The 18,716-nt window shown below is 60.9% G+C and carries 20 protein-coding genes, 1 tRNA gene and 1 pseudogene; 13 read left to right on the plus strand and 9 right to left on the minus strand.

The annotated features are described in order from the left end of the window. Positions 1-78: 78 nt before the first annotated feature. From EOW68_RS13630 to EOW68_RS13665, 8 genes and pseudogenes are all read left to right on the plus strand, one after another. Positions 79-1,020, plus strand: a pseudogene (locus EOW68_RS13630) (ATPase, T2SS/T4P/T4SS family); the annotation flags it as partial. Then, positions 1,020-2,918, plus strand: coding sequence for a type II secretion system F family protein (locus tag EOW68_RS13635; protein WP_128225718.1), 1,899 nt, complete (start codon positions 1,020-1,022; stop codon positions 2,916-2,918). The pseudogene EOW68_RS13630 and the gene EOW68_RS13635, both read left to right, overlap by 1 nt. Next, positions 2,918-3,652 (plus strand): DUF7289 family protein, encoded by a 735-nt coding sequence (locus tag EOW68_RS13640; RefSeq protein WP_128225719.1) that lies wholly within the window; start codon positions 2,918-2,920, stop codon positions 3,650-3,652. The genes EOW68_RS13635 and EOW68_RS13640 overlap by 1 nt, the downstream gene beginning before the upstream one ends. Next, the gene (locus tag EOW68_RS13645; RefSeq protein WP_128225720.1) at positions 3,645-4,094 is read left to right on the plus strand and encodes a DUF7266 family protein; all 450 of its coding nucleotides are present in this window, start codon (positions 3,645-3,647) and stop codon (positions 4,092-4,094) included. The genes EOW68_RS13640 and EOW68_RS13645 overlap by 8 nt, the downstream gene beginning before the upstream one ends. Next, positions 4,091-4,762, plus strand: a complete 672-nt coding sequence (locus EOW68_RS13650) for a DUF7263 family protein (protein ID WP_128225721.1) — start codon at positions 4,091-4,093, stop codon at positions 4,760-4,762. The genes EOW68_RS13645 and EOW68_RS13650 overlap by 4 nt, the downstream gene beginning before the upstream one ends. Beyond that, positions 4,755-5,165, plus strand: coding sequence for a DUF7262 family protein (locus tag EOW68_RS13655; protein ID WP_128225722.1), 411 nt, complete (start codon positions 4,755-4,757; stop codon positions 5,163-5,165). Before EOW68_RS13650 ends, EOW68_RS13655 begins: the two co-directional genes overlap by 8 nt. Next, complete coding sequence (locus EOW68_RS13660; RefSeq protein WP_431358934.1) at positions 5,162-5,683, plus strand: DUF7261 family protein; 522 nt, start codon at positions 5,162-5,164, stop codon at positions 5,681-5,683. Before EOW68_RS13655 ends, EOW68_RS13660 begins: the two co-directional genes overlap by 4 nt. Before the next feature lie 93 nt (positions 5,684-5,776). Beyond that, positions 5,777-6,007: an HTH domain-containing protein gene (locus EOW68_RS13665; RefSeq protein ID WP_128225724.1), complete on the plus strand. Its 231-nt coding sequence runs from the start codon at positions 5,777-5,779 to the stop codon at positions 6,005-6,007. On the opposite strand, the gene EOW68_RS13670 is transcribed toward EOW68_RS13665, so the two are convergent. After that, the gene (locus EOW68_RS13670) at positions 5,998-6,540 is read right to left on the minus strand and encodes a DUF8054 family protein (protein WP_128225725.1); all 543 of its coding nucleotides are present in this window, start codon (positions 6,538-6,540) and stop codon (positions 5,998-6,000) included. The two genes, EOW68_RS13665 and EOW68_RS13670, sit on opposite strands and share 10 nt — an antisense overlap. Positions 6,541-6,545: 5 nt before the next feature. Further along, positions 6,546-7,313 (minus strand): nucleotide-binding protein, encoded by a 768-nt coding sequence (locus EOW68_RS13675; protein WP_128225790.1) that lies wholly within the window; start codon positions 7,311-7,313, stop codon positions 6,546-6,548. 1,065 nt (positions 7,314-8,378) lie between these two features. On the opposite strand from EOW68_RS13675, the gene EOW68_RS13680 reads away from it, so the two are divergent. Next, the gene (locus EOW68_RS13680) at positions 8,379-9,557 is read left to right on the plus strand and encodes an acetamidase/formamidase family protein (RefSeq protein ID WP_128225726.1); all 1,179 of its coding nucleotides are present in this window, start codon (positions 8,379-8,381) and stop codon (positions 9,555-9,557) included. Between the two features lie 134 nt (positions 9,558-9,691). On the opposite strand, the gene EOW68_RS13685 is transcribed toward EOW68_RS13680, so the two are convergent. Then, positions 9,692-9,765, minus strand: a tRNA-Tyr gene (locus tag EOW68_RS13685). Between the two features lie 143 nt (positions 9,766-9,908). Here EOW68_RS13685 and EOW68_RS13690 point away from each other — a divergent pair. From EOW68_RS13690 to ftsZ, 3 genes are all read left to right on the plus strand, one after another. Continuing rightward, positions 9,909-10,517, plus strand: a complete 609-nt coding sequence (locus EOW68_RS13690) for a double zinc ribbon domain-containing protein (protein ID WP_128225727.1) — start codon at positions 9,909-9,911, stop codon at positions 10,515-10,517. A gap of 230 nt (positions 10,518-10,747) precedes the next feature. Beyond that, entirely contained in the window at positions 10,748-10,960 is a 213-nt protein-coding gene (cdrS, locus tag EOW68_RS13695; protein ID WP_128225728.1) for a transcriptional regulator CdrS, read from the plus strand. A gap of 2 nt (positions 10,961-10,962) precedes the next feature. After that, positions 10,963-12,144, plus strand: a complete 1,182-nt coding sequence (gene ftsZ / locus EOW68_RS13700; RefSeq protein WP_128225729.1) for a cell division protein FtsZ — start codon at positions 10,963-10,965, stop codon at positions 12,142-12,144. A gap of 77 nt (positions 12,145-12,221) precedes the next feature. On the opposite strand, the gene ncsA is transcribed toward ftsZ, so the two are convergent. Next, on the minus strand, positions 12,222-13,202 hold the full coding sequence (ncsA, locus tag EOW68_RS13705) for a tRNA 2-thiolation protein NcsA (protein ID WP_128225730.1): 981 nt from the start codon (positions 13,200-13,202) through the stop codon (positions 12,222-12,224). 483 nt (positions 13,203-13,685) lie between these two features. On the opposite strand from ncsA, the gene EOW68_RS13710 reads away from it, so the two are divergent. Next, a complete protein-coding gene (locus EOW68_RS13710; RefSeq protein ID WP_128225731.1) occupies positions 13,686-14,339 on the plus strand; it encodes a DUF7095 family protein in 654 nt (217 codons plus the stop codon). Between the two features lie 24 nt (positions 14,340-14,363). Here EOW68_RS13710 and EOW68_RS13715 read toward each other — a convergent pair whose 3' ends face one another. The 5 genes from EOW68_RS13715 to EOW68_RS13735 form a co-directional block, all read right to left on the minus strand. Beyond that, a complete protein-coding gene (locus tag EOW68_RS13715; protein WP_128225732.1) occupies positions 14,364-15,155 on the minus strand; it encodes a class I SAM-dependent methyltransferase in 792 nt (263 codons plus the stop codon). A 60-nt stretch (positions 15,156-15,215) separates the two neighbouring features. Then, positions 15,216-15,755, minus strand: a complete 540-nt coding sequence (locus tag EOW68_RS13720; RefSeq protein WP_431358935.1) for a winged helix-turn-helix domain-containing protein — start codon at positions 15,753-15,755, stop codon at positions 15,216-15,218. Between the two features lie 91 nt (positions 15,756-15,846). Continuing rightward, positions 15,847-16,860: a WD40/YVTN/BNR-like repeat-containing protein gene (locus EOW68_RS13725; RefSeq protein ID WP_128225733.1), complete on the minus strand. Its 1,014-nt coding sequence runs from the start codon at positions 16,858-16,860 to the stop codon at positions 15,847-15,849. 101 nt (positions 16,861-16,961) lie between these two features. Further along, complete coding sequence (locus EOW68_RS13730; RefSeq protein ID WP_128225734.1) at positions 16,962-17,828, minus strand: deoxyribonuclease IV; 867 nt, start codon at positions 17,826-17,828, stop codon at positions 16,962-16,964. Between the two features lie 54 nt (positions 17,829-17,882). Further along, entirely contained in the window at positions 17,883-18,701 is an 819-nt protein-coding gene (locus EOW68_RS13735) for a lipoate--protein ligase family protein (RefSeq protein ID WP_128225735.1), read from the minus strand. Positions 18,702-18,716: the final 15 nt, after the last annotated feature.

The raw sequence follows: 18,716 nt of genomic DNA on the forward strand, positions 1-18,716 counted from the left end.
TCGTATTATATATAAAATTATTTATCTGTGTTAGATTATAGGTTTGTGCCAAAATCTACCCAAATGTAATCGTGATGTATAACGTTTCAAAGTCTATACTATAAACACCACCGTATCGTCCTCTTCTCCGGGCCGACAGGTGTCGGAAAAACGACACTGATGAACGCCCATATGCCATTCATCCCCTTCGAAGATCGTCCGATCAGCATCGACGAAGGCTCGCGGGAGGTCCGGCTACCCCACGAGACGGCACTTTCATTGACGACTCGCGATCACGAGAGCGACCACAAACAGGTCACGATGGCCGACCTCATGACCGAGTGCAACTACCTCAACCCGGATGTCGAGGTGCTCGCCGAGATCAACACCGAGGCGAGTTTCGAGACTTTCGCCGAATCCATCAACACCGGCCACGGACTGATCGGCACGACGCACGCCTCGGAGATCGAGTCACTGGTCAACCGCGTCGTCGAGCAGGGACTCCCACCGTATCTGCTTCGCGAGATCGATCTCGTCATCTTCCCCCGCCGGGTCGATGGCGACCGGTACGTCGGCGAGGTCGTCGAACTCCTCGACGAACACTCGTTCGCTGAACTCGACCGCGACGACGGTTGCGGTGTCGTCCGCAAACAGGGGACACCGATCTACTGGAACAGGATCGTGGAGCGAACCACCGAGGATGGCTTCGACTTCGCCTACGAGCACCCGGAACTCGGGGACGACGGCAGAACCTGTCACGTGCGGACACTCGATCACATCGCCACAGTAACCGATCGCTCGCTGGAGGCCGTCGAGGCGGAGTTCCATCGAAAACACCGCTATGTCGAGCACATGGTCCAGGAGGGGATCGACGACTTCGAGGAGTTGTTCGATTTGCTGGCCGATCTCCAGACCAACGAGGCTGCGACGGTTGCGCGGCTGAGTCGGCAGGCCGAGGAGGGATCTGCTGGACGCGACGGAGACGAATCCGAACCTTCAGACAGCAAACGTGCCGAGGACTCACGCGCTGGAGGTAACTGATGGCGGTGGAGCAACGACCAGCCGGTCGACTCGGAACCATCGACAGGGGGCTGTACGCACTCTTTTCCCGCCACGCCGAGAGCGGGACTCATGACCGTAACCGCCAGCGGTACCGTGCAGCAGGCCTGGAGACGAGCTTCGACGTGTTCATCGCACGCCTGTACGGGGCGGCCTGGTTCGGGGCGATCAGTGTTAGCCTCCTCACACTGCTCGCAACGATCCTCCTGCCGGCCAGTACAGTCGGACGGGTGTTCGGGTTTTTCGGTCGGGGTGTACCGATCCTCAACGAGCTCCCGCTTCCTGCCGTCTCCCGGTTCCCCCTGGGACTGACCGGCGCAGTCACCGCCGGCGTACTCGTGCGGTGGCTCGTTATCCGGGCTGGCGGGCGCTATCTCGATCGACTGGCGGCAGTTCGTCGTGACGAGATCGAACGCACACTCCCCGGCGCGGTCCGGTACATGCGTGTCCTTGCCTCCGGGAGCAACGATTCGAGCAAGATCCTCCAGCGTGTTGCCGAGCAGGACGCCTACGGTGCGACCGCCGATTCCCTGCGCGATGCACTCAATAGAGCAACGCTGACAGGCAGCCTCGACGAGGGACTCTCGCTCGTCGCCCGCGATACCCCCTCGCGAGATACTTTCTCCCCGTTCCTCCTGAAATTCAGAGAACACGCCGCACAGGGGCGGGACTCACTCGAAAGTTATCTCGAGATGGAGGGACGGCTACTCTCGCACAAACAGGAACGGGCACACGAGCGCGCCAGCGGCTATCTGGAGTTGATCGCCGAACTGTTCGTCGTCATGCTCGTGTTCCCGGCGCTTGCGGTGTTGATCCTGACTGTCGCTGGCGTCCTCTCACCTGGCCTCTCCGAGCCCGTTTCGACACCCTTCGGATCGATCACGCTCCGTGCACTCCTCTTCTATGCGAGTATCGTGTTCGTGCTCCTCGTCGGTGCCGGTGGGGCGTGGGCCGTCGCCGCTATTCGCCCGACAGATCGTGCGACGCCGACCTACAGTCGGCCCGAGGCGGTCACGAGTGTCCTGGCAACCGCGACGTCGAACCCTGCCAGCGCAGCGGTCGTGTTCGCGGTGCCAGCTCTGGCCGCCGTCGGTGTTCTCTTTGCGCTCGGCTACACCCTTGCGAACGTACTGCTTCTCGGCTACGCAGCCTACGGGATCCCGGTCGGTGCTGTCTCCATCCGGCGAGCAGGTCTGGATGACGCCAAAGACCGGGAGATTCAGGATTTCGTCCACGCCGTCTCCGGCCACGTCAGCCTCGGTCGTCCGTTCCCCGACGCAGTCCAGCGAGTCTCCCGCGACGTGGATCTGGGGCCGCTGCAACCGGATGTCGAGGCACTCGCCTTCAATCTCTCTTTGACGACCGGGACCGACCAGTCCGACGACGTTCGTGCTGCGGCCCTCGACCGCTTCGTCGAGCGCGTCGGCACACCACTTGCCTCCCAGACTGTCGGTCTCGTCGTCGGTGCGCTGGAGGCGGGAAGCGACACTGAACACGTCTTCGAGACGCTGGAAACCGAGATTGGCCGGCTGTATCACGAACGGAAGACGATCCGATCACGGCTGCTCGTCTACGCGGCCATCGGCTGGACGACAGCATTACTCGTCGTCGGCATCATCGCGGCCGTCAATCTCACAGTTCTCGATAGCTTCTCACAGTTGTCCAGCGTCTCCGGGACTACTTCGGGGATGGCGTTCGACCCGCAGGCAGTCGACCCTGCCCGTGACAAGCATCGATTCTATCTGATCGCACAGGCAACTGTACTCGCCTGTGGCTGGTTCGCCGGTGTCGCCAGCCGGGGGACGTACGAGGCGCTGGGCCACTCCGGCGTGCTCGTCGCTCTCACCTACCTCTTTTTCACCGGACTGGGGGTGGCCTGATGCGGGTCGGACCCACTCCTTCGCGCGCCCAGTCACACGTCGTCGGCGTTGCGTTGATGCTCGGGCTCGCAGTGGTCGCGCTGGGATCGCTCACCGTTGGTGTCGGCACGTTCGTCGACTCGCAGGCAGCCAGTGCAGACGCCCAGCGGATGGCTGACGGGCTCGACCGAGCAGTCCAGGGCACTGAACGAACCGGCTTTCACAGTCACAGCGTCAGTTTCTCGGACGGAACGCTCAGGACGACAGATCGCACGCTCCGCGTTCTCGAAAACAACAGTATCATCCAGTCCTACGAGATCGAGGCACTCGTCTACGAGAACGACGAGTTCCGGATCACGGCTGTCGCCGGTGCAGTGCTCCGGGACAGCGGCCACAGTTCGTCACTCGTCTCGGGACCGTCGGTCACGAGCTCCCGTCGGAACGGGGTCCTCGTGGTGGGGGTCCCGAGACTGAACGCCAGCCACACGTCGGTCGGCGGGCAGGGAACGATCACGAACTCGATCGAGACGAACGTCTCACACGAGCGGTTCGCACTCGGCACCGGCGAGTACGCCGTCGCAATCGAGACTGCAACACCTGCGCCGTTCGAGCGATACTTCGAGGAACGCGACGGGACGACCCGGCGACGGAGCTTCGGTGGAGACGAGCACGAAAGCGTCGTCGTGACGTTTCCGACAAACCGGCAAGGATACGTGGTCGTCCACGATCTGAACCTGGAGGTGACCAATGGCTAGAATGGACGAGCGAGCGGTCAGTCCCGTCGTCGCCAAGACCCTCGCAGCCAGTCTCGCGCTGTTGTACGTCGCAGGGATGACGAGCATGCTCCTCGGCGGTGTTGTCCCTGGCTACGAGACGGAAACCGGCGCGGAACTGTCCGAGCGTGTGCTCGCCACGGCCGCGAAGACCGTCGAGACGGCCGTCCCGGATGCAGACGGAACAGTACAGGCGACGCGTTCAGTTGAGCTTCCCCCGACGATCCGGGACACCAGCTATCGTCTCGAGCTCTCGAATGGCACTCTCCAGTTCGATCATCCCGACGACCGCCTCGACGAATCGATCGCACTTTCCCTGCCGGCCGGGACCACACTCGAACCCGGGACGTGGACCAGCGGTGGGGAGTTCGAAATACGGGTCAGCGGCCCCGCATCGAACCGCACTGTTACACTCGAGCAATGAGAGCACAGACTGAACTTCCAGCGATCGGCATCGCCTTCCTGTTGCTGACCGTCGTCGTCATCCTCGTCGTTGGGACGGCGAACACGGCGCTTACGTCCGCGGACCGGCCGGCAATCGAACAGCAGGAAGCCGCTGGCCTCTCCGATCAGCTCGTCAGCCAGCGGGCATCGATAACAAGCCGAGCCAACGTCCTCGATGCGGAGGCGCTGCCAGCACTCACCGCCAGCGACCTCCACCAGGAGTACGGGCTCTCTCCCGGCCACGATGCGCGCGTCCAGCTCGATGGAGACGCGATCGCAGTCGCCGGTGATCCAGACGAGGGGACGACAGTCGACCGGCTCGTCGTCGTCGAAGAGCGCGTCGAGCGAACACTCCAGCCTGCGTTTACGAACAACCGGTCGGTCACGCTCCCACGTCGGACACCGAACGCCACCCTGGAAATCGACCCACAGCCGGGAACTGTCGTCCGCAGTGTCCGGGCCGATGACCGGATTCTACTTCGAAACCAGTCCGGGCTCCGGGGCACGTTCGACGTCTCGCTATCACGATACGAAACAGTCCAGCTCTCCTTCGAGACGGCAGGCGTCCTCTCGACGGGGGACGTTCGTATCGTCTACTATCCGGCACAGACACGCAAAGCAACACTCCGGGTGACCGTCGATGCATAGGGCACAGGCCTCGGTCACGGCGATCGAGGCAGGAATCGGGGTTATCCTCCTGTTGAGTCTCATGTTCGTGTTCGTTCTCGGTGGTCCCGGTGAACAGAACTCACAGGCACAGACGCAACTCGACCTGTACGCAAACGACGCGGCGACACTCCTGTCGAACGAACAGCCACGCCACGCGGACCAGACCAGAGTCGCGGAGGTCACCCGCTCACGGGCCGCATTCGACCGTGAGGCCAACGCACTCGAACGCCGCGTCGAACGGATCCTCCCTCCAAATGTGCTCTTCCAGGTGGAGACAGCGTACGGCACCGTCGGATATCCATTGCCGGATAGTGTCCAGACCGGGACGGCGACTGTCCCGACGACCAACGGCAAAGTTACGTTCACCGTGTGGTACGCATGACGAGGGACCAGCACCGCGGACAGATCGTCTTGCTTGCTGCGATCGCACTGGCTGTCGTCCTCGTCCCGATCGTCCTGGCGTATCTCCAACTTGGCTACCACGCGGACACAGAGCCGACAACCGGGACCGCGCCCGAGACCGCTGTCGAACGGGCACTCGACCGGGCAGTCCACAACGCAGCCAGTGGCATCGCCGATATATACGAGTGGGACCGACGGGACGAGGCGATCCGGACGGTACAGAACCGACTCGACCCACCGATACAGGGTCTCGAACGATCCCGGTTAGCGGACGGGATCGTGTATCGGATCTCGTACAACCAGAGCCGTGCGAGCCAGTGGGTACGGGCCAACTGCGACAGCGGCCCGGATCGACAGTTCGGCCCCTGCGAAACGAGTCGCGGAGTTGTCGTTCAGGACCGGGGTGACCAGACACACGTCCTCGCTATCGCGCTCGACATTACTGTGAGTACGCCCGATGGCGAGCGTCGGCTCACCACAGTCCGATATTTAGCTTGAGATAACTAACTTGATATAACCAAGTTAGTATCTGGGACGTTTCTCTTCCCCACTGAGCGAAGAGATAAGTGAGCAGCGTGTCTCTAGAGAGACATGAGCAAACAGGGGAGAGACACAGAGTTCGAACTCGAAGACGTGACTGCAGTGTTCGAGAAACGGGACGACTATGCGGAGCCACTCACCGCGACAGAGGTCGCCGAACAACTCGACTGTTCGCGGCGGACAGCACTGGACAAGCTCCACCAGCTCCAGGACGAAACCGACATCACGAGCAAGAAAGTCGGGGGGCGAAGCAGGGTGTGGTGGATACCGGTCTACGTCTGATCGGTCGGGAACTGCCACTCGTCGGCGCGGGACTGTGCCTCGCTTCGTGCGTGGTCGCGGATCGCTTCCACTTTTTGTTCGTCGTCGAGAAACTGCTCGACGGCATCTAACGATGTGTCTGACGTTGTTTCTTGCCACGTCTCGGGCGCTCGCTCACGGATCTGGTCGACCAGTTCCGTCTCACCGCTTAGCTGCCGTGCGGGCAGTGCCGGGGGGATTTGTAGGCTCTCGTCGTCGTGAATCTGTTCGGTAATCTCCTCATCGAGTTCGTACAACTCTAGTCGATATGGGCCGGTAGAGCCGATGTCGGTGACTGCCTCGGTACCTGCTGCGTCGCTCCCGGTGTGGTAGGCCGCAACTGGAATGCCGTCCTCGAAGGTCAGTACGCCCACTCCGTCTGCATCCAGCAGCAGTGTATCCTGTGATTCGAGCCGCGCGTAGCCGGTTAGCTCCCGCTCGAAGGCAGTTCTGAGTACTGTTCCGACGTCTTCGAGGACCCGCCGACGGAGTAACTCTCCCTGTGGCAGATTCATGGCTGTCAGCTCTCGTCGGGGATGACCGCGTTTCGGAACCGATCCGCCACTGCTGTGGAATCTGCATCTCGCACGGTCAACTTGCCCGCAGCCTCGCGGTAGGCCCCTGCAGCCTCCGACTCTGCTGCGTGGGCAAGCAATGGCTTGCTCGCCCGGCGTGCTGCCCGCACTGTCTCGCTTTCTGGAACCTTTGACAGGGTTTCGCCGTCGAAATACCGCTGTGCTTTCCGTGCGACAGTGTCGATATTCTCGTCTTCGGTCACCCGGTTGAACAGGATCCCCGCGACGTCGGTGCCGTAGGTTTTGGCGTACTCCTGGACTTTCAGCCCGTCCGAGATCGACGGCACAGTCGGTTGCAGGACGATGACGACACGATCTGCGAGGACGATCGGTAACACGGCGCTTCTGGTTCCGAGGGTGGCAGCCGAATCGAGTAAGATCACGTCCGTTCCCTCGGCGACTGTGGCAACGACTTCCCTGAGCCGTCTCGGGTCCGCCTCGCGGAAGCCTGCGAGTGAGGTTCCACAGGGGATGACGTCCATTCCGAACCGTTCGTAGATCGCGTCCTCGACGGCTGCCTGGCCGGCGAGAACCTCGTGTAGCGTCGTCTCGGAGTCCGAGAGGCCGGTGTGAAAGAGCATGTTGGCCATCCCGGTATCGGTATCGATGACTGTGACGTCGTACTCCGTCGCGAGGGCCATGCCCAGGGCGAGCGTGCTTGTCGTCTTCCCTGTCCCGCCCTTGCCGCTTGCGACTGCGAACACCTCCACCATGTAGTTCACATTGGCTCTGGTGTCGTATTTAAAAACTTGCATTGGAACCGCCTGCCGTGTCGTCTATCGATATCTCTCGTGGTGGTCAGCAGAGAACACAAGCCGCAGGCAATAAATCGTATGTATCGCACCCGCGTACGTGGCCGACCCGTGCGGGTACGGTGGTGCAGGTGGGTGTGTCCGTTACTCCTGGACCCATTTGGAACAACGGATATCGAAACTCCCACAGACAGGACAGCTGTGGTGTTGCACCTCGTAGGTCGTCTCACAGGCGAGACAGACGTACGCATTAGCTGTTTCGCCCGATCCCGAGAGGCCTGACACTCTTTTTGCTCTGTCTAAGACACCCATCACGACCACACTCACTCTATTGCAGTGTTACCGTAAAAAGGGAGATGATAGTTTACGTCATTTTTTGGCGCTGCTGTCTTGCGGTTTTTCGAATTCCTGTAATATCAAAAACGATTACTGGGTAGCCCGCTGCTTCGGCCAGCCGCTGGCACAGGCCTCCGGCTGATCATGACTGATTCCATACATTCCCTCCGGTCGGCACGACCTGGACTGACTGCGCCAGAAATGAAAGAGAAATTTAATTACAATAGTTCTTATTTATCTGCTGGCTCTGTTATTTTTCGTTACTTATCTATATTCTTATAACTTTGCGACTCCCTCTCACACTCGCGTGCGTGCATAGAAGTGACGGTGGCTGTAACTCGTACTGGTGGCTATACATTCGTCAAGATATTCTACCACCGTGAGAACAAGTACTCACGCGGGTCGAAATGCTTCAGTTTCGTATAGCCACCAGTATCACTCTAGTACTTCTATAATTCTGTCTGTCTCCCGACGCACATCGACAAAAAGATCTGACGACCGACGACGCCTGTGCGCGGTCGCCCGACGAAAGTAGGGTAACGTAGGAATTCGCTGTCCAATTACGAACTCGGTATTTGCGGGGAGTTCCATCAAAATATAGCAATATTGTACGCTTGAAAGCTCTATCGTCAATAATTGTGTACAACCTCCAAAATTAATCTCCGCTGACACCTCCTCTGTGTCGTAGTAATGAGACGACGAACGCTCATGAAAGCAGCAGGCGCATTGGGAATCGCAACCGCCGGCGTTGGCAGCTCGCAGGCTCTCGGCGACAACATCGACCTTTCTGCGCTCCAGGAGGAGGATGGGGCAGACGACGAGCCGGACGAGGAGGCTGACGACTCCTACGATGTCGACACCGTCGTAGAGTCGACTCCCGAAAATGTGGTCTGGGGTGCAATCGACCCGACCAAAGAGCCAGTTGAAACGGTTGCCTCCGGTGATGTCGTCCAGATCGAAACTATTTCTCACGAGGGGATACTGGAAGACCAGCCGGACCCGGAGGAGTTTTTCACCAACCGGGGTATCCCGGAAGAAGAGATTCTAGAGGATCAGGTCAGAGTCCACGACGAAGTTCCACACGACGGAGGTGGACCCCACGTCGTCACTGGCCCGGTCTACATCGAGGACGCCGAACCCGGTGACGTACTCGAAGTCGAGGTACTCGATATCGACTTTCGTGTCCCCTACGGCGCTAACACCTTCCGCCAGCGGAAGGGCGGTCTCCCCTCGGAGTTTACGTGGAACGACAGCGAGGTACTCGAGTTCGATCTGGACCGGGAAGTTGCACTGCTGGGCGACGACATCGAGATTCCGCTCGACCCCTTCCAGGGTATCATGGCGGTCGGACCGACCCTGACTACTGGTCGTGTGAACTCGGTGCCGCCGGGGCCGTTCGGCGGGAATATCGACATCCAGGGCACCGGCGTTGGAACGACGATGTACTACCCGGTGTTCGTGGAGGGAGGGCTGTTTTTCACCGGCGACGGGCACGCACTCCAGGGCAACGGCGAGGTCGATCTCACCGCACTGGAGACGTCGCTGACGCCCACGTTTCGCTTTACCCTCCACAAGGACGCCGAACAGATGGACTGGCCGATCGCCGAGACCGACGACGACGTGCTGGTGATGGGCGTCGATCCGGACCTGGACAACGCGATGGAACACGCACTCCGGGAGGCGATTTCACTGCTCGTCCACCAGAAGGACATGTCACCCGCAGAAGCATACCGGTTCCTCAGCCTCGCCGGTGATTTCAACGTCTCACAGATTGTCGACATCAACAAGGGTATCCACGGCAAGATTCCGAAAGCTGTGTTCGAGGATGGGTTGGAAATCGATCCCCAGAATCTCGGGGAAAGTTTCTAGCTTTCTGCGTCCTCTCTCCCCGATTTGAACAGGTGCCAGACGGTCTCGCTCACTACGTTCGCGAGCCTGCGACTGGTGTGTTCAAATCGGTTCGGCGTAGATTTTTCACTGCTCACATCCGTTCCCAGGAAAAATCCGCCCTCCCCGATTTGAACGGGGGACAAGTCGATCTACAGTCGACTGCTCTACCAGTCTGAGCTAAGGGCGGTCGCGTAAGTGAGTAGGATGCCTGTTGGACTTAACCATTATGCATCGTCTCTGCCGTGCGGGTGACTCACGATCTAGTGTGACGAATGTCAGACATTCAGGGAAGATTGAAATAGGGGGAGAAAGAATAGCTACAACAACCAGATGAGCAAGATCACGTTCCGGGCGGACGACGAGCTCATCACCCGGCTCGAAGAGTTCGACGCCTCGAAAAGTGAGATCATGCGCGAGGCACTCCGCGAGTATCTCGACACACACGGAGAGGCCAGCGCAGACACTGATCGAGTCTCGACCGACGAGCCAACGGACGGGAGTCTCGACGATCTCGTTGCCGACCGCGTCGACTCGCTGATCGCAGATCGACTGGATCGCTCGCTTCGACAGCCACAGGGGCAAGATGTGAACGTAAACATCACGCTCGATGCCCCAGTCTCTGACTCGTCACACACGGCCGACGAGGCAGTAAACGCCGACACGGCGGTGTCAAACGACGCGTCAACCGATGTGTCACACACCGGCGGTGAGAGTAAGACGCCCGCGGGAGACGACGAAAACACCACTGTCTCACAGGGTACGACGTGCTCGCAATGTGGCGAAAACGTGTCGCCATCCCACGTCTACTGCCCGAACTGCGGGGAGAAGACATCCCGTCGCGTGTTCTGTGACTGTGGTGACGAGATCCGTTCGGACTGGGCATTCTGCCCCGGCTGTGGCCGCCGTACCCCCGCAGCGGACGTTCTCGATCAGTCATGAAGTGGCGCAAACAGGCGGTAGCGTTTGTTTACGGGCGTAAACGTCTGCTTGTCTTACGACGGCCGGTAGTTTTATAACCCTTCAGTCAGTGGTATTGATTGCGTAAGACGGTCGTCTTACACAGTATGGGTCACAATGTACGACCCGCCGCCTTCTGGCGGTTCTGCTGTGTAAAACGATCGGGCGTGGTGTAAACCGGCCTCCGTCTTACCACAAGGGGAAATACAACAATGGAGCGTGTGACACTGCGGATTCCGAAACAGCAGATCGAAGAGGTAGAGCAGATGGTCGAAACCGGTGAGTATCCCAACCGGAGCGAGGCAATTCGCTCGGCGGTGCGGGAGATGCTCGCGGAGCAGGATACCGGCAAGATGCGGCCATCCGAAAAACGCAAACAGCGCAACAGCCAGCGGCGCAAAGACCGCTCGTGGGCGAGGGCATAACAATGCAAGATATCGTCAACGAAGCTCTCGAACGCGACGAGCAGGAGCAAAAACAGATGGAAGACGCCGAGGGGTTCGGTGACCCACGGATCGTCATCATCGGAGCTGGCGGCGCCGGTAACAACACAGTCAACCGGCTGTACAACATCGGCGTCGACGGCGCGGAGACCATCGCGATCAACACCGACAAACAGCACCTGAAGATGATCGAGGCCGACACGAAGATTCTCGTCGGGAAGTCCCTGACGAACGGTCTCGGTGCTGGTGGCGACCCGAGCATGGGTGAACGTGCCACAGAGATGGCCCAGGGCACGATCAAGGAAGTGCTCGGCGACGCCGATCTCGTCTTCGTCACCGCCGGGATGGGCGGCGGGACGGGGACCGGTGCTGCACCAGTTGTCTCAAAAATCGCCAAAGAGCAGGGCGCAATCGTCGTCGGGATGGTCTCGACGCCGTTCAACGTCGAACGCGCGCGTACGGTGAAAGCCGAGGAAGGCCTCGAACGGCTCCGTGACGAAGCCGATTCGATCATCGTGCTCGACAACAACCGTCTGCTCGATTACGTGCCGAATCTGCCGATCGGCAAGGCATTCTCGGTCATGGACCAGATCATCGCCGAAACCGTCAAAGGCATCTCCGAGACGATCACCCAGCCATCGCTGATCAACCTGGATTACGCGGATATGACCTCGATCATGAACCAGGGTGGCGTCGCGGTGATGCTCGTCGGCGAGACACAGGACAAGAACAAGACCGAGGAGGTCGTGAAGGATGCGATGAACCATCCGCTACTCGACGTCGATTACCGCGGCGCGAGCGGTGGCCTGGTTCACATCACTGGCGGTCCAGATCTCACCTTGCAGGAGGCAGAGGGGATCGCCCAGAACATCACGGAACGACTCGAGGCCAACGCCAACGTCATCTGGGGCGCCCGCATTCAGGAAGAGTACAAGGGCAAAGTCCGCGTCATGGCGATCATGACCGGCGTCAAAAGCGCCCAGGTCCTCGGTCCGACGACCCAGAAACAGGCCGACAAGTCCCGGCAGGCGATCAAGGGTGTCGACGACGACACTTTCGACGCCTCCAACAACGTCCAGCAATCGAACGCGGGATTCGGCGAAACTGACGGCGGCCGCGAGGAAGTCGACAAGAAGAACGGACTCGACGTCATCCGGACAGAGTAACCTTTCCACCCGCTGTCTTCCTGTCGATTCTCTCTTACTGCGGTTTTTTATCGTGATCTTGGCCGAAGAAAGGTAGTTTAGACGGCTTCCAGTGCAGCCAGCAATCCACACTTCCGACACTGCTCGCCCGTCGTCGGACTGCCGCAGTTCTCGCACTCGTCGAGGTCGGGATTGTCGTCGTCATACTCCGTGGCGGCCAGCCCGGCGAGTTGCTCGTAGCCGGCCATGATCGAGTGCCGCGTCCCCGGATGTTTCTCTTCGAGTTTGTAGAGTAGCTGTTGAATCTCACCCCGGAACGCCTCCTCGGCGTGTGGGCACTCGGTGATGTGTGCGGGCAGATTGCGGAGGTGTGCGTACAGTGCGACCTCCTTTTCCGGCACGTCCCGGAGTGGCTTCGCACGGGGGACGAACTCCTCGCGTTCGCCACGCGTCTGGCTCGCTTCGGCCCCATCGAAGGGGCCGAGACTCGCATCGAACTGTTGTGAAATTTTTCTGATATCGCCCTCCAGGAAATTCATCAACGCCGTTTCGGCTTCATCATCAAGATTATGACCAGTAAGAAGCTTGTCAGCATCGAGTTCGGCCGCGTACCGGGAGAGAATGTCCCGGCGGAAGACGCCACAGTATGCGCAGGCTGACATATTCTCCGGATCGTCCTCGACGACGTCGTCCATCTGGACGTCGAACTCGTCTTCGTAGGTAACGATCTCGTGTTGGATCTCCAGTTCGTCGGTGAGTTCTTTCGAGGCGTCGAGGCTCTCGTCGCGGTAGCCCTCGATGCCCTCGTGGATCGAGAGTGCGATCAGTTCGATCCGGGGGTCCTCGGCGAAGGTGTCGGCGAGGATCTCCGTGAGAACGACGCTGTCCTTGCCGCCGGAGAGCCCGATGACCCACGTCTCCGGATCGTCGATGGATGCGTCGTCGGGGAGGAGGTTGTCCTCGCGAACCCGTCGACGAACTCGTTTTTCGACGGAGGCACAGAAATGCTCCTCGCACATGTGGAGCCCGGAGTAGGCGGCGTGCATGACGGCCTCGCTCGGGCACTTGTCACACTCCATTGGCAGGGGATTGGCGACTTGATCGGTTGACTGTTTCGACTCTAGGTGCTCTAGGGGTGTTTGATTTTGGAGTGGATTTGAGATCGACTGGTGAGAACAGCAAGAAAGCCCCGAGGCTGTCGGCTCCCGCGACTCGCTGCGGTCCGGTAGGTCCTTGCTTCGTCGGGGTTCGCCGACAGCCTCGCCCCTTTCAGTCCCGCCCAGTGTGATTTTCCAGGCTGGGCGGGACTGAAAGGGGCCGACCGCTCGATGAGCTAGACGACGTAAGCACCGCAGCAACGCGAGGAGCGCAGCGAGTTCTTCGCGAACGGAGTGAGCGAAGGCCAGCGAGACGAGTGAAGCGAGTCTCGCCAGGCGCAGCCATCGAGCGGTCGGGGGCTTTCTTGCTGTTCGTAACCACCTCAGCTGTACTCACAGCAACAACCACACCTCCAACACATACCTTCGCTATTGTTTTGCATCCCGCGCCCGTACCACACGACAATGGAGGGCTGGGACCGAACCAGAGCAGTCGAGCGCGTCGAACAGGTCGTCGAGACCGTCGAGACCGAACAGATGCCCGTCCCCGTCAGAGAGGTGTGGGTGTTCGGCGACGTCGCGCTCGGACTCGATCCAGTCGAGCGACTCGATATCTACCTCACCAAGGACATTCTGCTCCACGACGACACCGAGCGTGCCGAGGAGTTCGTCGAATCCCACGGCATCAAAAGCGTCGGCAAGACGGTCCGCGCGGAGTGGGCAGACGAACACCCGGAGTACCTGCGAACGACGGCGAACGGCCACGCTGCCCCGGAGAAATGCCTTGGCGCGCACCTCGTCGACGACGACGAACCGATCCATCTGGAGGTCTGCAACGCCAGTTTCGAGGACAACGTCAGACAGCGCCTGAAAGGCGCACTCGCCCGCGAGAACTACGAGGAGATTCTCGATCCGCGGGGCGCGTGTCTCTGGATCGACGGCCAGCGCTCCGCAGAGGCCTTCGAGAAACTCCGCGCCGGCGAGTTCGTCTTCCCGACGCTTCCGGATTCCCTGGAGATGCTCGGGGCCGACGAGCAACAGGCGACTGCGGCCGCAGCGACGATCGAACAGGCTCGTTCGGAGCAAGCCGGTGCATCGGTGCGCGGCGACGTTGTCTGATTGTTCGCTATTTTCCCGCCCAGGCTACTCAGATACGACCCCACTCGTCACGTAGAAGGGAACCACCTCTTCACGCTCGTAGCTGCCGTCCTGCATCTGCTCGATAACCTCTCGTCCCATGGCGCGCCACCGCTCCCGGAGCGCATCGAACTCTTCCTCGGACGTCTCGCCGGCCAGAATCTCTGCGCGGTCGGTCTCGATACCGGCACCGCTGGCCTTCCGACGCGCGGCTTCGAGTGCCTGTTCGGTGTACGGCGGCGAGACGGTCTGTCTGTGGTCGTATCGGCGGACACTCACGTCTTCGACTCCCGCCTCGGCGAACAGCGAGCGAGCATCGCCGATCGTCGCGTCGGTCCCGATCCCGGCGAGATACAGCTCCCGTGCCTCCTTCGCCAACTGTGACTCGTTGTCGACTGTCGAGGTGACTGACACGGCGCTGTTGTCCGGTTCGACGACGGCCACGCAGTCGCTGCTGACGCGGGCGAACTCCCGGAGCGCAACCTCGGGGGCCGGGAGATTGACCAGCAGTGCCTGACAGATCACCAGATCGAAGCTGTCGTCGGCGAAGGGAAGCCGCGTCGCATCACCGAGGACGCGTGGATCGTCGGTATGGGCGAGTAGTTCCGGATCTACGTCGGTGGCGATCACCTCGCCCGGGACTACCTCGCGCAGGATGCGGGTAAGTTCGCCGGTTCCCGCGCCAACGTCGAGCACGCACTGTCGCTGTTCGAGGCCGATATCGGCGAGTGCCGCTTTCGAGCCCTCCCACATACCCTCGCGTGTCGTCTCCAGATACTCCGCTGTGAACCGGCGCACAGCCGTTGTTGCCGGCTCTGAAAGAAAAGCCCGGGGTTTCCCGGTGGCGTCTCTGACTGCTTACCCCGTCTCCGACTGATTTGCGAGTTCGCGGATCGCCTTCTCGAAGACGGCAGGCAGTCCCGTCTCGTAATCTGTGCCGGGGCTGGTCCCTTCGGTGACACCGAGTGCGTCAGCGACAGCGTCGGGCAGCGTCGGGCGGGGTGCTGCCTCGTGTCGCCGGATGCGCTCCGTTTTGACCGTATTCTCGTGAACGGCCTGCAACATCGGAAGTCCACGGAGGTAGTTGTACTTGTCGAGGATGCCGACACCGCGGTCGGTCAGCCCGTAGAACGTACCCGGCAGATCCCGCTTCCCCTGGCTCTCGGACAGTTCGTACGTCGTGACCAGGCTGTGTTCTTCCAGCTCCCCGAGTTGATCGAGCACGGCAGATTCGCTTTTCTGGCTGTAGTAGGCGAGTTCCGCGAGCGACGGGAGGTGGTCGGGGTGGCCGAGAATTGTCTGGATGATGCGGAAGCGCGTCTCCTGGGCCAGCAACTCGTGGATCTTGCGCTGGGCCTCGAACGGCGAGAGATGCTCTCCGGGCGGGACTTTCTCCATAGCGGTGGTTCGGTCTACTCCGGTATAACTGCTTGGGCTAACCAAGTTGACTGGAACAAGCTAGTTGGGGCGTCCTTGACTGTCGTACAGATCAGACGACGGCGAGTCCGCGGCCGACCGTTTGTTCGTACTCCTCCGGCCACGGAATCGTCAGCCTGTGCCATGTTCGGGCAGCGTCGTGGCTCCGGAAGATCCCCCGGTTGGTCAGCGCGGCGAACTCGCCAGCCCCGTCGCCGGCAGCCAGCACCGCTCGGACGGTGCCCGCCGGATCACCCAGCCCATCCATCGCGAGTTCCCAGCTGTCACTCGAACCTGTTTTGCGGTAGACGTAGCTCTCTGCCCGCGCCGGAGCGTGCGCTGTCCGTGCGCCAGGCGCGACAGAGATGATGACGGTCTCGGGATCGCCTGGGTCGACGGCCAGCCCCCAGACGTAGCGGTGGTCGAGCCCATCCTGTGGATACGTCCAGCTCTCTCCGCAGTCTGCCGATTCAGCGTAGCCGTCGCTAGCCGCCGTGTAGACGTGGCTGGGGACATCCGGGTGCGTCGCGAGCGTGTGGTTGTCCCGACGAGCGCCCTCTGGGTGTGGTTTCCAGCTCTCTCCGCCGTCGTCGGATCGAACGAAGGCGCCGGCCTCGATCGAGACGTAGATCCGGTCGGGATCGGTCGGATGGACGGCGAGCCAGCGGACGTGATGGGTGTGTGGCCGCGGCGGGAACGACCACTGGTTTGCAGAGAGGAGATCGGTCAACCCGTCGCGTTTCTCGAAGCTCACGCCGCCGTCCGTCGAGCGGTACACTGCAGAGGGCTCCGTGCCGACCCAGATAGTATCCGGGTCGTGTGGACTCACAGTGACGGCCGTGACGCGGTCGGTGAACTCGCCAGCGGCGTGCCACGTCTCGCCGCCGTCGGTCGAGCGTTCGAGTCCGGAGTCGACAGTTCCGACGAAGACGCGCTCTGGGTGCTCCGGACTCGCAGCGAGACACTCCATGTCGTGCTCGCGGAGTCTCTCGGTACAGTCCCACTGCGTCCCCTGGGCGCAGTGTGAGCGCCGCTGCCCGCGAACCACCAGCACGCGGTCGTCGAGCGCAGCGTAGAGCGTGGGCATACCATATCTTTGCTGTCGGGATGTATCGCTCTTGTGCGTCTCTGACAGTGACTCATCAGCCACACTCTCCAGAATAAGTGGCTACGTGCTGTGAGTATCTCCTACTCCCGCAGTTCTCTGACGCGCTCGATATTCCAGGCGAAGCCTTTGCCGTTCTCCGTCGGCGTTTCGAGCACGAGCGGCACGTCGCGGATCGCGTCGTGGTTGATGAACGCGTGCATCCCGTCCTCGCCGATCTTGCCCTTCCCGATGTGGGCGTGTTCGTCCTTGTTCGTTCCACAGTCGTGTTTGGAGTCGTTGAGGTGGACACAGGCGAGTTTCTCGAAGCCAACAACGTCGTCGAACTCGGCCAGCGTCTCCTCGACTGCCCCGGCGGAGGAGAGATCGTATCCCGCCGAGAAGGCGTGGGCCGTATCGAGACAGACCGCTAGATCTTGCTCTGCGCGGTCGATCACTTCCGCGAGGTGTTCGAACTCGCCGCCGAGTTTGGTGCCACTCCCGGCGTCGGATTCGACGAGTAGTGTAACTCCCTCTGGAACGTCGAGTGAGTCGAGCGTCGCTGCGGCGTTGTCGAGGCCCTGATCGACGCCAGCGCCGGTGTGGGCCCCGAGGTGGACGTTGACGTAGTCGATACCCAGTTTGCCGGCAGCGTCGACTTCCGCCTGCATGCTCTCCCGGGATTTCTCCGTGAGATCGTCTTTCGGCGTCGCGAGATTCACCAGATACGCCGAGTGGATGACCCACGGGCCGACATCCGACTCCTCGGTTCCCTCACGGAATGCTTCTGCTTCCTCGTCGTCGATGTTGCGTGTCTTCCAGACCTGCGGCGAGGTCGTGAAGATCTGGCCACAGTTGCCACCGAAGGCGAGCTGTCGGTGGACCGCGTTCCGGATATTGTCGTACGGCGGTGTTTCTTCGTCAGACGAGACCCGAGAACTAGAAACCGAGACGTGTGCGCCTACCTGCATACACGTGTGAAACTGACGAGAAAATATAGGTATACCGAATCGGAGTCTGCTGGATCAGGCACGACTGGAAAGTGGATCTGTCCGGTCGCGGTTCCACGCGTCGCTCTCGTATTTTTGTTCGGCGATCTCGCGTGCACGGGCGAGTTCCGAATCTGTCCACTCGCCGACCGTGGCGTCGGCCCACTCCTGCAGTGCGGATTCGAGGCTCGCGACGGCCTCCTCCCGACTGATTCCAGACTCCTCGCGGATCGACGTTACCCGATCGGTGAACTGCTCGGTCGAAACGTCGTCGGTCGCGAAGGTTCCGAGATGTCGCTCCGGCGTCAGCGAGTACGAAAGGGAGCCGTGCTGGATGACGGCATCGCGCTGGCGATACTGGGCGTTGCCGCTTATTTTCCCGCCGGCCAGAATGTCGTGGGCCGGGTTGATCGCCCGCAGATAGCAGGCTGGCTGGTGGATCGACGGCTGTTCTTCGTCGGCGAAGGCTGCGTCGACGCCTATTCGTTCGAAGGCATCGAAAACCGGCGTACAGAGCTGTTCGTAACAGTCCATCAGATCTCCTGGGAGTTCCGCGGCCGGGGCGACGATCGAGTAGGAGATGTCGCCGTCTACATCGTGATAGATACCGCCGCCGCCGGTCTGCCGGCGGGTGACGTCGATCCCCGCCTGCTCGCAGTACTCCCAGTCGACCGTGGTTGCATCCTGGTGGTAGCCGAGCGAGAGCGTGCTCGGGTCCCAGCGATAGACACGGACAGTCCGGGGGCCACCCGTGGCGGCAGTCTCGGCGGCGACTTCCTCCAGTGCCATCTGCATCGGCCCCGGTCGGGCCTCTTCTCGGATCAGTCGCCACTCCCTCTCGGTTCCCTCGGTCATATTTGTTGTAGAGGG

It is taken from the genome of Halovenus amylolytica (assembly GCA_004015825.1).
Classification (GTDB): Archaea; Halobacteriota; Halobacteria; order Halobacteriales; family Haloarculaceae; genus Halovenus; species Halovenus amylolytica.